10 protein-coding genes are annotated in these 15,692 nt (G+C 52.5%); 8 read left to right on the top strand and 2 right to left on the bottom strand.

Going from position 1 to position 15,692, the window contains the following annotated elements; genetic code table 11:
- The first annotated feature begins 207 nt into the window (after window positions 1–207).
- The 3 genes from fadB (at window position 208) to topA (ending at window position 6,476) form a co-directional block, all read left to right on the top strand.
- A complete protein-coding gene (gene fadB / locus CPH80_RS06650; protein ID WP_096276296.1) occupies window positions 208–2,355 on the top strand; it encodes a fatty acid oxidation complex subunit alpha FadB in 2,148 nt (715 codons plus the stop codon).
- 33 nt (window positions 2,356–2,388) lie between these two features.
- Window positions 2,389–3,564, top strand: coding sequence for an acetyl-CoA C-acyltransferase FadA (gene fadA, locus CPH80_RS06645; RefSeq protein WP_096276294.1), 1,176 nt, complete (start codon window positions 2,389–2,391; stop codon window positions 3,562–3,564).
- A 272-nt stretch (window positions 3,565–3,836) separates the two neighbouring features.
- Window positions 3,837–6,476 carry a type I DNA topoisomerase gene (topA, locus tag CPH80_RS06640; protein ID WP_096276292.1) on the top strand — a complete coding sequence of 880 codons (2,640 nt, stop codon included), beginning with the start codon at window positions 3,837–3,839 and terminating at the stop codon, window positions 6,474–6,476.
- Window positions 6,477–6,563: 87 nt separating this feature from the next.
- On the opposite strand, the gene CPH80_RS06635 is transcribed toward topA, so the two are convergent.
- Window positions 6,564–7,436 carry an NAD(P)-dependent oxidoreductase gene (locus CPH80_RS06635; RefSeq protein ID WP_172898589.1) on the bottom strand — a complete coding sequence of 291 codons (873 nt, stop codon included), beginning with the start codon at window positions 7,434–7,436 and terminating at the stop codon, window positions 6,564–6,566.
- 139 nt (window positions 7,437–7,575) lie between these two features.
- Window positions 7,576–8,850 carry a citrate synthase gene (gene gltA / locus CPH80_RS06630; protein WP_096276289.1) on the bottom strand — a complete coding sequence of 425 codons (1,275 nt, stop codon included), beginning with the start codon at window positions 8,848–8,850 and terminating at the stop codon, window positions 7,576–7,578.
- A gap of 473 nt (window positions 8,851–9,323) precedes the next feature.
- Between gltA and sdhC the strand changes: the two genes are divergently transcribed.
- The 5 genes from sdhC to CPH80_RS06605 all read left to right on the top strand — a co-directional run bounded on the left by sdhC (window position 9,324) and on the right by CPH80_RS06605 (window position 15,686).
- A complete protein-coding gene (sdhC, locus tag CPH80_RS06625; RefSeq protein WP_096276287.1) occupies window positions 9,324–9,701 on the top strand; it encodes a succinate dehydrogenase, cytochrome b556 subunit in 378 nt (125 codons plus the stop codon).
- Window positions 9,698–10,039: a succinate dehydrogenase, hydrophobic membrane anchor protein gene (gene sdhD / locus CPH80_RS06620; protein ID WP_096281457.1), complete on the top strand. Its 342-nt coding sequence runs from the start codon at window positions 9,698–9,700 to the stop codon at window positions 10,037–10,039. Before sdhC ends, sdhD begins: the two co-directional genes overlap by 4 nt.
- A 3-nt stretch (window positions 10,040–10,042) precedes the next feature.
- On the top strand, window positions 10,043–11,815 hold the full coding sequence (sdhA, locus tag CPH80_RS06615) for a succinate dehydrogenase flavoprotein subunit (protein WP_096276285.1): 1,773 nt from the start codon (window positions 10,043–10,045) through the stop codon (window positions 11,813–11,815).
- Window positions 11,816–11,829: 14 nt separating this feature from the next.
- Window positions 11,830–12,534 (top strand): succinate dehydrogenase iron-sulfur subunit, encoded by a 705-nt coding sequence (locus tag CPH80_RS06610; RefSeq protein WP_096276283.1) that lies wholly within the window; start codon window positions 11,830–11,832, stop codon window positions 12,532–12,534.
- Window positions 12,535–12,848: 314 nt separating this feature from the next.
- The gene (locus tag CPH80_RS06605; protein ID WP_096276281.1) at window positions 12,849–15,686 is read left to right on the top strand and encodes a 2-oxoglutarate dehydrogenase E1 component; all 2,838 of its coding nucleotides are present in this window, start codon (window positions 12,849–12,851) and stop codon (window positions 15,684–15,686) included.
- Window positions 15,687–15,692: the final 6 nt, after the last annotated feature.

The following is a 15,692-nucleotide window of genomic DNA, read 5'->3' as shown; positions in this document are numbered from 1 at the left end:
TGTAATAGGTGTTCAGAAAGAAACAAATTGACAAACGTGTGGTTTTTTCTCATCGTGTGCCCTCACGATTCAAACGACTGTATGAATTTTTTGAGTCGATTAATCGGGCAGTGACCGAAATCTCGCTGCATAAAACAGCTCTGGCAGCTCGTTAATGAGCCCGGCCGGGGCTGGTAGCAGTTCCAAACACAGACTGGAGATCAGTTGATGATTTACGAAGGTAAAGCCATCACGGTTAAAGAGATCGAAGGCGGGATCGCTCAGTTGGACTTCGACTTGCAAGGCGAGTCGGTAAACAAGTTCAACCGTCTTACTATTGAAGAGCTCCACGCCGCGACTGATGCACTTAAAGCACAGAAGAACCTCAAGGGTCTGGTAGTAACCAGTTCCAAGGATAGCTTCATTGTTGGTGCGGACATTACAGAGTTTACCGAACTGTTTGCCGGTTCTGAAGAAGACCTGGTAGCCAACAACCTGAAAGCCAATGCCATTTTCAGTGCGGTAGAGGACCTTCCGTTCCCGACCGTAACAGCCATTAACGGCATGGCTCTGGGTGGCGGTTTTGAAATGTGCCTTGCGACCGATTATCGGGTTATGGCTCCGAAGGCAAAAGTTGGCCTGCCGGAAGTCAAGCTGGGCATCTTCCCGGGCTTTGGCGGTACTGTTCGCCTGTCTCGCTTGGTAGGTGTGGATAACGCCGTTGAATGGATTTGTGGCGGTACAGAAAACCGTGCTGACGCCGCTCTGAAAACTGGCGCTGTTGATGCCGTTGTTGAGCCTGCAAAGTTGGTTGAAGCCGCTATTGCAATCATCAATGAGTGCAACGAAGGCAAGCTTGATTACGAAGCACGTCGCGAAGAGAAAAAAGGCAAGATTAAGCTGAACGCCATGGAAAGCATGATGGCCTTCGAAATCTCCAAGGCCTTTGTTGGTGCCAAAGCGGGTAAGAATTACCCAGCACCAGTAGAAGCTATCAAGGTGATGCAGAAGCATGCAGGCTTGACTCGCGATAAGGCAATCGAAGTAGAGGCCAAAGGCTTTGCCAAGATGGCGAAGACCAATGTGGCAGCTTGCCTTGTTGGCCTGTTCCTGAACGACCAGGAGCTGAAAAAGAAAGCCAAGGCGTGGGAAAAGGAAGCTTCTGAAGTGAAACTGGCTGCCGTACTGGGTGCTGGAATCATGGGTGGTGGCGTAGCCTATCAGTCTGCACTGAAAGGTACCCCCATCATCATGAAGGACATCAACCAGGACGGTATCGACCTGGGTCTGAAAGAAGCCAAGAAGCTGCTGGTTAAGCGTATAGGCAAAGGCCGCATGAAAGCAGACCAGATGGCCGATGTACTCAACAGCATTACTCCGACCCTTAACTACGGTGATTTCAAGAACGTAGATCTGGTTGTTGAAGCCGTTGTTGAGAATCCGAAAGTAAAAGATGCTGTGCTGTGTGAAGCCGAAGGCATGGTTCGTGATGACGCTATCCTTACGTCTAACACGTCTACTATTTCCATCGACCTTCTGGCGAAAAATCTGAAACGTCCGGAAAACTTCTGCGGCATGCACTTCTTCAACCCGGTACACATGATGCCGCTGGTTGAGGTTATTCGTGGCGAAAAGACCAGTGACCGCGCCATTGCAACGACAGTTGCTTACGCCAAGTCCATGGGCAAGACCCCAATCGTTGTAAAAGATTGCCCAGGCTTCCTGGTTAATCGTGTTCTGTTCCCGTACTTCGGAGGCTTTATCGGCCTGGTGCGTGACGGTGCGGATTTCCAGCACGTAGACAAGGTTATGGAAAAGTTCGGCTGGCCTATGGGCCCGGCGTACCTGCTTGACGTTGTCGGCATGGATACTGGCAAGCACGCTGGTGCCGTTATGGCTGATGGCTTCCCGGATCGTATGAAGCACGAAGGCACAACGGCTATTGACGTTATGTTCGATAACAACCGTTACGGCCAGAAAAATGAAAAAGGCTTCTACAAGTACGAGCTCGATCGCAAGGGCAAGCAGCAGAAGGTTGTAGATGAAGAGACCTACAAGCTGCTCGAGCCGGTTGTTCAGGGTAAGAACGATTTCAGTGACGAAGACATCATCGCTCGCATGATGATCCCTCTGTGCATGGAAACTGTTCGCTGCCTGGAAGACGGCATTGTTGAAGACCCGGCTGATGCCGATATGGGTCTGATCTTCGGTATCGGCTTCCCGCCGTTTCGTGGTGGTGCCCTGCGTTATATCGATGATATGGGCGCAGACACGTTCGTAGAACTGGCAGACAAGTTTGCAGATCTGGGTCCTTTGTACCACCCGACCGAGAAGCTGCGTGAAATGGCCAAAACTGGCGAAAAGTTCTTTGGTTAACCCTGAACGAGATTTCCGAACGGAGAAAGATCTATGAGCCTTAATCCGAGAGACGTTGTCGTCGTCGATTGCGTGCGGACTCCGATGGGCCGTGCCAAAAACGGTTGTTTCCGCCACGTGCGCGCGGAGACCCTGTCGGCTACGCTGATCGATGCACTGTTCGATCGCAACCCGAAGCTCGACCCGAAAGAAGTTGAAGATGTGATCTGGGGCTGTGTAAACCAGACTAAAGAGCAGGGCTTTAACGTGGCTCGGCAGATTTCTCTGCTGACCCGTATCCCTCATGAGTCTGCAGCCCAGACTGTCAACCGTCTGTGTGGTTCCGCCATGAGCGCAATCCATACGGCGGCTCAGGCCATCATGACCGGCAACGGTGATGTGTTCATGGTAGGCGGTGTAGAGCACATGGGGCATGTCCCCATGACGGAAGGTTTCGACCATAACCCGGCTGCTTCTAAATACACTGCCAAGGCATCGAACATGATGGGCCTGACAGCAGAAATGCTGGCGAAGATGCACGGTATTACCCGTGAGCAGCAGGATGCGTTCGCGGCGCGTTCACACCGCTTGGCACAAGAAGCGACGTTGGAAGGCCGTTTCAAGAACGAAATCGTGCCAATTGAAGGTCACGATGAAAATGGCTTTAAAACGCTGATTGAGCACGATGAGACCATTCGCCCGGACACCACGGTGGAGTCCCTAGGCAAGCTTAAGCCAGCCTTTGATCCAAAGAACGGCACCGTGACTGCAGGTACTTCGTCGCAGTTGACTGACGGTGCTTCGGCTATGGTGTTGATGTCTGCAGAGCGGGCAGAAGCACTGGGTCTGAAGCCCATCGCGAAGATTCGCAGCATGGCGGTAGCTGGCTGTGATCCCGCGATCATGGGTTATGGCCCTGTGCCGGCCACCAAAAAGGCGCTGAAGCGTGCAGGCCTAAAAGTTGAAGATATCGACTTCTGGGAACTGAACGAAGCGTTTGCTGGCCAGTCTCTGCCGGTACTGAAAGACCTGAAATTGCAGGGTGTAATGGAAGAGAAGGTTAACCTGAACGGCGGTGCGATTGCCCTTGGCCATCCGCTGGGTTGTTCTGGTGCGCGTATCTCCACCACTTTGTTGAACGTAATGCTGGCCAAAAACGGTAAGCTTGGTGTTTCCACCATGTGCATCGGCATGGGTCAGGGCATTGCGACTGTCTGGGAGCGTCTGTGATCCGATAGACGGGCACAGTAACGCTTTCATTGAAAGGCTCGGCATGCGCCGGGCCTTTCTGCTTTCAGGGCGCTCTACAGGCGCTTCCTGAAATGGTGAAAAAAATATGACTGAAACAAAGAATGGGTTGTCTTGCTATTCTTGACCCTGTAAAACAGTGAGCTTATGCAAAATGGCGGCTCCTATAGTTTTTCCAGCCGATTGATTTTACAGCGAGTTTACGGTCTTCTTGTTTGCCGACCGATTTATCGCCAAGGATATAGATCTCCGATATGGGTAAAAGTCTCGTAATTGTCGAGTCACCAGCGAAAGCGAAGACCATCAACAAGTACCTGGGCTCTGACTTCATTGTTAAGTCTAGCGTTGGGCATATTCGTGATCTTCCCGTCAGTGGCAGTGGATCCCAGTCTGATCCAAAAGAGCGTGCTAGGCAGGCAGCAATCACCCGCAAACTCAGTCCTGAAGACAAAGTTGTGCACAAAAGGCGCAAAGCCAAGGATCAACTGATTGCCCGGATGGGTGTTGATCCCGATCAGAATTGGAGCGCGCGCTACGAAGTCCTACCTGGAAAGGAAAAGGTCGTCAGCGAGCTCAAGCGTCTGGCCAAATCGGCTGACCATATCTATCTTGCAACGGATCTCGACCGCGAAGGGGAGGCTATTGCTTGGCATCTCCAAGAGACTATTGGCGGCGAACCGGAAAAGTATCGTCGTGTGGTGTTCAACGAGATCACCAAACGTGCGATTCAGGAAGCGTTTGAAAACCCAGGAAGTCTTGACACCAACCAAGTGAATGCCCAGCAGGCACGGCGCTTTCTTGATCGTGTTGTGGGTTACATGGTATCGCCGCTGTTATGGGCAAAAGTTGCCCGCGGGCTGTCGGCAGGTCGAGTTCAGTCGGTTGCCGTGCGCTTGATTGCAGATCGAGAGCGGGACATCCGGGTGTTTGTACCCGAAGAGTACTGGCAATTGTTTGCCGGGCTCGGTGCCAAAGCCAGTGATCAACCCGTGCCGTTTGAGGTTACCCGCTATAGTGACAAGCCTTACCGCCCTGTTAGTGAACAGCAGAGTGTCGAGCATGTAGAGCGTCTTAAATCCGGCAGCTTTAAGGTATCCAAGCGGGAAGACAAGCCAACCAAATCCCGCCCTGGGGCGCCGTTTATTACATCAACGCTGCAGCAGGCGGCGAGTAATAAAATGGGCTTCAGTGTGAAGAAGACCATGATGCTGGCCCAGCGTCTTTATGAAGCCGGCTACATTACTTATATGCGTACCGATTCGACAAACCTGAGCCAAGACGCTGTCAGTGGCTGTCGTGATTATATTCGGGAGCAATTCGGGGACCGGTACCTGCCAGAGAATCCCAAAGTTTATGGCAGCAAACAAGGTGCTCAAGAGGCGCACGAAGCTATTCGCCCCACAGAAGCCACTCGCCAGGCTTCAGCCATCAGTGGCCTCGAAAAAGATGCAGAAAAGCTATACGAGCTGATCTGGCGCCAGTTTGTGGCGTGTCAGATGTCAGAAGCCGAATTTCTCAGTACATCGATTGTGGTGTCCAACGGCGACTATGAGCTGCGTACACGCGGCCGTATTAGTAAGTTTGATGGTTTTCTCAAGGTCGCACCTCAGTCGGCCAAAAAGGAAGAAGATGTTGCTCTGCCTGACATCAAGGTAGGAGAGACCCTGAGCCTCGAAAAACTTGACCCTACCCAGCATTTTACCAAGCCGGCACCGCGTTATACGGAAGCCAGCCTGGTGAAAGAACTTGAGAAGCAGGGCATTGGCCGTCCTTCTACCTATGCTTCGATTATCTCGACTATTCAGGATCGAGGTTATGTGCGTCTGCAGAACCGGCGGTTTTACGCTGAAAAAATGGGTGAGATTGTCACTGACCGTTTGTGTGAGTCGTTTTCCAATCTGATGGACTTCGATTTTACCGCGAAGATGGAAGGCGACTTGGATCACATTGCCGAAGGTGATGTGGACTGGAAGAAGGTTCTTAACGATTTTTATGCGCGATTCCGTAAGCAGTTGGAGTCAGCCGAGGCTGCCGATGGCGAAGGCGGCATGCGCCCGAATGATCCGACGGAAACCAGTATTCCATGCCCGACCTGCAGCCGTAATATGCAGATACGGGTAGCCAGTACCGGCGTGTTCCTTGGTTGCTCCGGCTATTCGTTACCGCCGAAAGAGCGTTGTAAAACCACCATCAACCTTGTGTCAGGCGATGAGGTTGTCAGTGCTGATGATGACGTTGAAGGCGAGGGCGAAACCCGACTGTTGCGCAAAAAGCGTCGTTGCCCAAAATGCTCTACGGCCATGGACAGTTACCTGGTGGATGAGACCCGCAAGCTGCACGTATGCGGTAACAACCCCGATTGTTCCGGTTATGAAGTAGAGGAGGGCACATTCCGTATTAAAGGTTATGATGGCCCCACCTTGGAATGTGATAAATGCGGTTCTGAGATGCAGCTTAAAACAGGCCGTTTTGGCAAGTATTTCGGTTGTATGAGCGACACCTGTAAAAACACCCGTAAGCTCTTGAAGAGTGGCGAGCCGGCACCCCCCAAAATGGATCCGGTGCCCATGCCCGAACTGCAGTGCCAAAAAGTGGAGGACACCTATGTATTGCGTGATGGTGCCTCTGGAATGTTTTTGGCGGCCAGTAAGTTTCCGAAAAATCGTGAGACCCGGCCACCTCTGGTGATGGAGATCAAACCGCACCAGAAGGAAATCGATCCGAAGCACGATTACCTGATGGAGGCCCCAGAACGTGATCCAGAGGGTAACCCTACGGTTATCCGTTACAGTCGCAAGACGAAAGAGCAGTACGTGATGTCGGAAAAAGACGGCAAGGCAACGGGCTGGTCTGCGTGGTATGTGGACGGAAAATGGCAGCCCCGGCAGAAATAGTCACGCCGGCGCCAGCATGGTAGAGAGTTAAAAAAGAGGTCAGGAGCGTTGCTCTGACCTCTTTTTTATTTACCTTATTTTTTTCGACTATCTGAATTTTCGTAGCCTTTGGATCAGCGAAGACGTATCCCAACGCTTTCCGCCCATCTCCTGAACGTCACCGTAGAACTGATCTACCAGAGCCGTCACGGGCAGTGAGGCGTTTACCTTGCGTGCTTCATCCAGGCATATGCCCAGATCTTTGCGCATCCAATCAACGGCAAACCCGTGATCGAACTCACCATCAATCATGGCTCCTGAGCGGTTTTCCATCTGCCAGGATTGCGCAGCCCCTTTTGAAATGACATCCACAACTTTCCGCACATCTAAGCCCGCCTGCTCAGCAAAGTGCAGCGCTTCAGAGAGCCCTTGTACCAACCCAGCGATGGCAATCTGGTTAACCATTTTAGTTTTCTGACCGCTGCCTGCAGGCCCCATCAGGTTGAGGGCTCTGGCGTAGTGTTGTAACAGGGGTTTGGCTTGGGCGTAGTCTGGCTCAGTGCCACCACACATGATGGTAAGTTGGCCGTTCTGGGCCCCTTGCTGGCCACCTGAGACCGGGGCATCGATAAAACCCATGCCAGCTTTGCGCGAAGCTTCGTCCAGCCTCTCGGCAACGCCTGCGGACGCCGTTGTGTGGTCCACCAGAACGGCTCCAGGCTGCGCATGGGCCAGAATGCCATCACTCCCTTCATAAACCGCAATAAGATCTTTGTCGGCGCCGACGCAAGTCATCACAAAATCAGCGCCTTTCACGGCTTCTTCAATGGTCTGGCAAGCGGATCCTGGATACTCCTTGGCCCACTGCAGAGATTTTTCAGCTGAGCGGTTCCATACCCGTACGGTAAGGCCCGCATTAGCCAGATGACCAGCCATGGGGTACCCCATAACGCCGAGGCCAATAAACGTTGCGGTTGTCATTATTTTCTCCTTGTAGGGATCTGGAGCTTAACTTAGCACAGAGTTCAGGGGTTGCCGGAGCAAAAGGGATATTCGCTAAATTCGTCAAAAAAAAGGCCGCTGAGTCAGCGGCCTTTTAGTTTCCTGAATTGGCAGAGATTTACTCTTTAGGGTAATCCCGTGCCGTAGGGCCGGTGTAAAGTTGGCGCGGACGGCCAATGCGGTAGTCGCCGCTGACCATCTCGTTCCAGTGGGAGAACCAGCCAATCGTCCGTGACATAGCAAAGATTACGGTAAACATGGACGTCGGAATGCCCATTGCCTTAAGGATCAGGCCGGAATAGAAATCCACGTTCGGGTAGAGCTTGCGCTTGACGAAGTATTCGTCTTCCAGAGCGATCTGCTCAAGACGCTGGGCGATTCTTAGGAGTGGATCATTTTCCAGCCCAAGTTCACTCAACACTTCATGTGCAGTTTCGGCCATGACTTTCGCGCGCGGATCGAAGTTTTTGTATACCCGGTGACCAAAGCCCATCAGGCGGAAAGGATCGTCTTTGTCCTTGGCCTTGGCAATGAACGTATCAATGTTGGACTCGTCGCCGATTTCCGCGAGCATGTCTAGAACGGCTTCGTTGGCGCCCCCGTGAGCCGGGCCCCAGAGGGCTGCAATGCCGGAAGCAATGCAGGCGTAGGGGTTGGCGCCAGAAGAGCCTGCCAGCCGCACGGTGGAGGTCGATGCGTTCTGTTCGTGATCAGCATGCAAAATGAAGATCTTATCCATGGCTTTGGCCAGGATCGGGTTTGGCTTGTATGTCTCGCAGGGCACGCCAAACATCATCTGCAGGAAGTTTTCAGAATAGGACAGATCATTCCTTGGATACACAAACGGCTGGCCAATGCTGTACTTGTAACACCAAGCTGCAATGGTCGGCATCTTCGCTATCAGGCGGTGCGCTGTGATTTCCCGCTGATGCTCGTTAGTGACATCCATCTGGTCGTGGTAAAACGCAGAAAGCGCACCAACAACACCGCACATGATGGCCATTGGATGCGCGTCCCGGCGGAAGCCGTGGAAGAAATTGCGCATCTGATCGTGCAGCATGGTGTGGTTTTTAATGGTGTTGTGAAACTGCGTATTTTCTGCGGCCGTGGGCAGTTCGCCTTTCAGCAGCAGGTAGCAGACTTCTAGGTAATCTGAGTGCTCTGCGAGCTGCTCGATCGGATAACCTCGGTGTAGGAGAACGCCGTTTTCACCATCAATGTACGTGATCGCCGACTCACAGGAGGCTGTTGATACAAACCCCGGATCGTAAGTGAAAACGCCTTGCTGTACTAGGCCTCGAACGTCGATGACGTCAGGGCCAGCGGTGCCGGAATAAACCGGTAGCTCAATGGACTTGTCCCCCACCGAGAGCGTGGCTTTCCTGTCGGTCATAGTGCTCTCCTATTTATCAGCTTTAACAGCGCGAGCTGTCTTTGTTGCGCGAGAAAGCGCGTATTATCGCAAAACTGGCGGCAAAATATAGGGCGTTGGCTTTTTTTGTCAATGAAAGAGTAAGGAAACGCCGTAAACGTGCCTTATTGTAAATCAGGGATATCACGAATAATGCGGGCCCGGGCTAAAAAGTAAGTTTGTCAATACGCCTAATGGCTGGCTCGGTTACGGTTTGCAGGGAGCTTTGGCGTGGGTTGCGCGTTTGTAATTATACGGGCGCCTCCTTATAATCAGTAGCTCGGAATCGGGGATCCACCTAGATGGATGTTTGTGCGTAGCAAGCTACCAAGTTGGTGTCCGCCCTTCTGAACCAATCGTCTGTCGATATCGTATTGTACATTCGATCTTTACATACCAACTAACCGCCACCGGCTCGCCGGTTCTGCGGTACCAAAAGAGAGAGTGAGAGCGCTGTGAATAGCAAACGACCAGTAAATCTCGATCTCGGCAAGTTTCATTTTCCGCTGCCAGCCATTACGTCCATATTGCATCGCATCAGCGGCATCATCATTTTTGTTGGTGTTGCGTTCATGCTTTACGGGCTTCAGCTTTCCCTTTCCGGGGAAGAAGGCTTCAGTCAGGTCAGTGAACTGCTGAACAGCTTCCTTGCCAAGCTGATCATCTGGGGCATCCTGTCTGCTCTGCTTTTCCACCTGGTTGCGGGCATCAAACACCTGCTCATGGACATGGGTATTGGTGAAGAGCTAGAGAGCGGGCGTGCGGCCGCCAAGATTACAATTGTAGTTTCCGTCATCCTCATCGTGCTGGCAGGAGTCTTTGTATGGGCATGAACAGTGCTACAACTATTGGCCGTAACGGTGTCCAAGACTGGATTATCCAGCGGGTTTCTGCCTACGTATTAGCCTTCTATACGCTGTTTTTGATTGGCTTTTTTGTAACAACCGATGTTGACTATCCGTCTTGGTCAGCTCTGTTTGGTCAAGCCTGGTTCAAAATATTTACGCTGGCAGCGCTGCTTTCCATCGGGGCTCATGCGTGGGTCGGGCTTTGGACCGTTTCTACCGACTACATCAAATCTGCAATGCAGCGCTTCCTGTTTCAGGCAGCATTCATTCTGGTGATTTTTGTGTATGTGGTCTGGGGTATTCAGATTATTTGGGGGCTTTAATCGATGTCTAATATCAAGACCATGTCGTATGACGCGATTGTTATCGGCGGCGGCGGTGCCGGTATGCGAGCGGCCCTGCAGTTGACCGAGTCGGGCGTCAAAACCGCGTGTATTACAAAAGTATTTCCTACCCGTTCGCACACGGTATCTGCCCAAGGTGGTATTACCTGTGCGATCGCAAGCGCTGATCCCAATGATGACTGGCGCTGGCACATGTATGACACCGTAAAAGGGTCTGATTATATTGCCGATCAGGACGCAGTGGAATATATGTGCTCGGTGGGGCCGCAGGCTGTTTTTGAGCTTGAGCACATGGGCCTTCCGTTCTCCCGCACCGAGCAGGGTCGCATTTATCAGCGCCCGTTTGGTGGCCAATCCAAAGGTCCGGATGATCCTACTCAGGCAGCACGTACCTGTGCTGCTGCCGACCGAACCGGTCACGCACTGTTGCACACGCTGTACCAGGCAAATCTTAAAGGTGGCACTACTTTCCTGAATGAGTGGTATGCCGTTGATCTGGTCAAGAACAGCAAGAACGAAGTTGTTGGTGTTGTAGCCATTGAAATCGAAACGGGTGAAGTGGCGTACATCAAATCTAAGGCCGCAGTTATGGCCACGGGCGGCGCAGGCCGGATTTACGCGTCGACTACGAACGCGTTGATCAACACCGGCGACGGTGTTGGCATGGCATTGCGTGCGGGTTTCCCGATGCAAGACATGGAAATGTGGCAGTTCCACCCAACGGGAATCTACGGTGCTGGTACGCTGGTAACGGAAGGTTGTCGGGGTGAGGGCGGTTACCTGATCAACTCTGAAGGCGAGCGCTTCATGGAGCGCTATGCTCCGAACTCGAAAGACCTTGCCGGCCGTGATGTTGTTGCGCGCTCCATGGTTATCGAGATTCTTGAAGGTCGCGGCTGTGGCCCAGACAAGGATCACGTTTTACTGAAGCTGGATCACCTAGGTGAAGAAACACTGAACCTGCGTTTGCCGGGTATCTGTGAACTGTCCCGTACGTTTGCTCATGTGGATCCGATAAAAGAGCCGATTCCGGTTGTACCTACGTGTCACTACATGATGGGTGGTATTCCGACAAACGTAGGTGGTCAGGCGCTGACTCAGGACGAGAACGGTAACGATCAGCCGATTCCAGGCTTGTTTGCCTGCGGTGAGGCGGCTTGCGTATCAGTGCATGGCGCCAACCGATTGGGTGGTAACTCGCTGTTGGATCTGGTTGTCTTCGGTCGCGCAGCGGGCTTGCACATTGAAGAACAGTTGCGCGGTGGCTTTGATACAGACGATGCAACCGATGAAGATATCAAGCGCGCAATGGCTCGTTTGGATCGCTTGAACAGTGCATCCGAAGGTGAAAGCGTAGCTGAGGTTCGCAAGGAGCTTCAGAGCTGCATGCAGCTTTACTTCGGCGTATTCCGTGACGGCAAAAGCATGGAAGAAGGCCTGAAGAAGCTTGAATCAATCGGCAAGCGTGTTCGCAACACCAAGCTGGCAGATACCAGCAATGCGTTCAATACCGCGCGCATTGAGGCGCTGGAGCTGGATAACCTTTTTGAAGTGGCGCTGGCTACTGCGACTGCTGCAAATGAGCGTAAAGAGAGTCGCGGTGCGCACGCCCGTAACGATTTCACCGAGCGTGATGACGAGAACTGGCTGAAGCATTCTCTCTACTTCCCGCTGGATAAGCGTATTGGCAAGCGTGATGTGAATTTCTCGCCCAAGACTGTCGATACTTTTCAACCGACAATCCGGACTTACTAAGGGGGACGTACACTATGTTGGTAAGCCTTTACCGTTACAACCCGGAAACTGACAGCGTCCCTTACATGCAGGACGTGGATGTTGAGCTTCCGGCTGGCAAGGATCTGATGGTTCTTGACGTGCTCAACCTCATCAAAGAGAAAGATGAGTCTATGGCCTATCGCCGCTCATGCCGTGAAGGCGTTTGCGGTTCAGACGGCATGAATATGAACGGCAAGAATGGCCTAGCCTGTATTACGCCTATGTCTCAGGTTGTCAAAAAAGACAAGCTGGTGCTGCGCCCACTGCCAGGTCTACCGGTTATCCGCGATCTGGTCGTTGATATGAGCCTGTTCTACAAGCAGTACGAAAAAGTAATGCCGTACTTGATTAACGATCAGCCCGTGCCGGCTATGGAGCGTTTGCAGTCACCAGAGGAGCGCGAAAAGCTGGATGGTTTGTACGAGTGTATTCTCTGTGCATGCTGTTCAACGGCCTGCCCATCGTTCTGGTGGAACCCGGACAAGTTTATTGGCCCGGCAGGCCTGCTGCAGGCATATCGCTTTTTGGCTGACAGCCGGGATACGGCTCAGGCGGAGCGTTTAGCCGATCTGGATGATGCGTTCAGCGTGTTCCGCTGCAGGGGCATCATGAACTGTGTTAGCGTTTGCCCAAAAGGCCTTAACCCCACAAAGGCAATTGGCAACATACGGAATCTTCTGTTGCACCGAGCTACGTAAGTAGCAGAGTTGTAATCAGGCGCTATACTGGTCTGAACAGGTTGGAACCCCGGAAGGCCTCGCATAAATGTGGGGCCTTCAACCAAAGGCTTATAGTCAAAGGTCTTACCCGGGTGCACACTACGCAGGCCGTGGCGGGAACTTACCTTGTTTTCTTACGGCGTTGCTGAATATAAAAATCATTGGGGGACGGAAAATATCCGTGTTGAGTGTGGTGGCCGCAGTCGATCCCGTAAAAACCCGTATTGACTGATAGTTACCGCTGGCCGACCATACTTGGCTCCCCCGCACCAGCCCAAGGTGAGCTATTCAAAATGCAAGAAAGCATCATGGAGCAGTTATGGCAGACTTCCCACTTGCAGGGTGGAAATCTGACCTATGTTGAACAGCTTTTTGAAACCTACCTGACAGACCCCAATGCCGTTCCGGAAGAGTGGCGGAGCTATTTTGACAGGCTTCCCAGCGTTGATGGCTATCAAGGCCGCGACGTTAATCATTCTTCGATCCGTGAACAGTTTAAACACATATCCCGTAATCAGCGTTTTCTCGCGAATGGCGGCGTGCCTGTCAGTGCAACGTCAGATGCTGATAAAAAACAGATTCGCGTTCTCCAGCTAATCAATGGCTATCGCTTCCGCGGTCATCAGGAAGCCAAACTTGATCCTCTCGGTGTATGGCAGCGTCCGAAAGTAGAGGATCTCGATCCGGCTTTTCATGAGCTGTCTGAGTCCGATCGTGACTTGGAATTCCAAACGGGTTCTCTGAGCTTCGGCTCTGAAACCATGAAGCTCGGAGATATTGTCGACGGGCTGCGCCAGACATACTGTGGCAGCATCGGCGCCGAATATATGCACATAGTTGATACCCGCATTAAACGCTGGTTTCAGCAGCGCATGGAGCCTGTTCGCTCCGAGCCGGGTTATGAGGCCAGTACCCGTAAGCATATTCTGGAGCGCTTAACGGCGGCTGAAGGCCTAGAAAAATATCTTGGCTCCCGTTATCCGGGCGCAAAGCGTTTTGGCCTTGAGGGTGGCGAAAGCCTCATCCCCTGCATGGACGAGCTGATTCAGCGTGCAGGTCATTATGGTGCCAAGGAAATCGTACTGGGCATGGCACACCGTGGTCGCCTGAACGTTTTGGTGAACACGCTCGGCAAAAATCTGAAAGAACTGTTTGATGAGTTCGAAGGTAAAACGCTCGCAGCCTCTGGCACCGGTGATGTGAAATACCATCAGGGTTTCTCCTCCAACGTACTGACGGATGGCGGCGAAATTCACCTGGCGCTAGCCTTTAACCCGTCTCACCTCGAGATTGTATCTCCGGTGGTTGAGGGTTCGGTACGTGCACGCCAGACCCGCCGTGAGGACACCAAAGGCAATCAGGTGGTTCCCGTCATCATGCATGGCGATGCTGCGTTTGCCGGCCAGGGTGTGGTGATGGAAACCTTCCAGATGTCCCAGACCCGAAGCTTCGGTGTGGGTGGTACCATCCACATTGTTATCAATAACCAGGTTGGCTTCACAACCAGTAAGCAGGAAGATGCGCGCTCCACGGAATACTGTACCGACGTTGCGAAAATGGTTCAGGCGCCGATTCTTCACGTGAATGCAGACGATCCCGAAGCGGTGGTCTTTGTTACGCAGATGGCCATGGACTATCGCAATGAGTTCAATAACGACGTTGTGATTGATTTAGTGTGCTATCGCCGCCGCGGGCACAACGAAGCCGATGAGCCTGCTGCAACCCAGCCGATGATGTATGAAAAAATCCGTAAGCTGAAAACGACCCGCACCATTTATGCAGAGAAGTTGATCGCCGCAGGTGTTGTGACCGAAGACGAAGTTAAGCAGATGGAAAATGACTACCGTGACGCGCTTGATAATGGCGAGCACGTGGTCAAGTCTCTTGTAAAAGAGCCCAACAAAGATCTCTATGTTGACTGGGCACCCTATCTTGGCCATGAATGGACTGCCAAGTGTAAGTCCAGTGTGCCACTGAAGACCGTCCAAAAGCTGGGCAAAAAGCTGACGCAAGTACCCGAAGGGTTCAGCATTCAGCGCCAGGTTTCCAAAATTGTCACTGATCGCGAAAAAATGACTGCCGGTGCACTGCCCATTAACTGGGGTTACGGCGAGATCATGGCGTATGCGACCTTGTTGAATGAGGGCCATCCAATCCGGCTAACGGGTCAGGATGTGAGTCGTGGAACCTTCTCTCACCGTCACGCAGTTCTGCACAACCAAAAAGACGGCTCCAGGCATATTGCGCTTGCAGAGCTTTCCGACAAACAGCCGAAGTTTGAAATTTACGACTCGCTGCTTTCTGAAGAAGCGGTGATGGCGTTCGAATACGGCTATGCAACCACCACGCCGGACACTTTGGTGGTCTGGGAAGCTCAGTTTGGCGACTTCGCAAACGGAGCTCAGGTTGTCATCGACCAGTTCCTCACCAGTGGCGAGCTCAAGTGGGGGCGCCTATGCGGGCTCACCCTGCTATTGCCGCACGGGTATGAAGGGCAGGGGCCTGAGCACAGTTCTGCGCGCCTTGAGCGGTTCCTCCAGCTCTCTGCACAGCACAACATTCAGGTATGTGTGCCTACAACGCCTTCTCAGGTCTTTCACATGTTGCGTCGACAGGTGAAGCGCCCACTGCGTAAGCCTCTGATCGCACTCACGCCTAAAAGCCTTCTGCGCCACAAAGAAGCAACGTCAAATCTTGAAGACCTGACGTCGGGCACCTTCCAGACGGTGCTTCCCGAAAAAGAAGCGCCAGATGTGAAGAAGGTTACTCGGGTTGTTCTTTGCAGCGGTAAGGTTTATTACGACCTGCTGGAAAAGAAGAAGACCGAAGAGCGTGACGACGTTGCCATCGTACGTATTGAGCAGCTTTACCCGTTCCCCAATGAAGATTTGGACGAAACTCTGGCTCAGTATCCTAAGCTTAAGCATGTTGTATGGTGTCAGGAAGAGCCAATGAACCAGGGTGCCTGGTATTGCAGTCAGCATCACATGCGCAATGCGCTGCAGCGCCTGAGCCCCAAACTGAATCTTCAGTACGCCGGCCGTGATGCCTCCGCCGCCCCGGCAGCTGGACATATGTCAGTGCACATTGAAGAGCAGAAAAAACTTGTTAACGACGCGTTTGACATCTGACGAGCT

It is taken from the genome of Marinobacter sp. LV10R510-11A, assembly GCF_900215155.1.
Lineage (GTDB): Bacteria > Pseudomonadota > Gammaproteobacteria > Pseudomonadales > Oleiphilaceae > Marinobacter.
Note: the sequence above shows the minus strand (reverse complement) of the source record. Positions and strands in the feature narration are given on the sequence as shown.

Excerpts from the sequence above, each read along its gene's own strand:
- fadB (WP_096276296.1), top strand. The coding sequence starts at position 208 with ATGATTTACGAAGGTAAAGCCATCACGGTTAAAGAGATCGAAGGCGGG.
- fadA (WP_096276294.1), top strand. The coding sequence starts at position 2,389 with ATGAGCCTTAATCCGAGAGACGTTGTCGTCGTCGATTGCGTGCGGACT.
- topA (WP_096276292.1), top strand. The coding sequence starts at position 3,837 with ATGGGTAAAAGTCTCGTAATTGTCGAGTCACCAGCGAAAGCGAAGACC.
- CPH80_RS06635 (WP_172898589.1), bottom strand. The coding sequence starts at position 7,436 with ATGACAACCGCAACGTTTATTGGCCTCGGCGTTATGGGGTACCCCATG.
- gltA (WP_096276289.1), bottom strand. The coding sequence starts at position 8,850 with ATGACCGACAGGAAAGCCACGCTCTCGGTGGGGGACAAGTCCATTGAG.
- sdhD (WP_096281457.1), top strand. The coding sequence starts at position 9,698 with ATGAACAGTGCTACAACTATTGGCCGTAACGGTGTCCAAGACTGGATT.
- sdhA (WP_096276285.1), top strand. The coding sequence starts at position 10,043 with ATGTCTAATATCAAGACCATGTCGTATGACGCGATTGTTATCGGCGGC.
- CPH80_RS06610 (WP_096276283.1), top strand. The coding sequence starts at position 11,830 with ATGTTGGTAAGCCTTTACCGTTACAACCCGGAAACTGACAGCGTCCCT.
- CPH80_RS06605 (WP_096276281.1), top strand. The coding sequence starts at position 12,849 with ATGCAAGAAAGCATCATGGAGCAGTTATGGCAGACTTCCCACTTGCAG.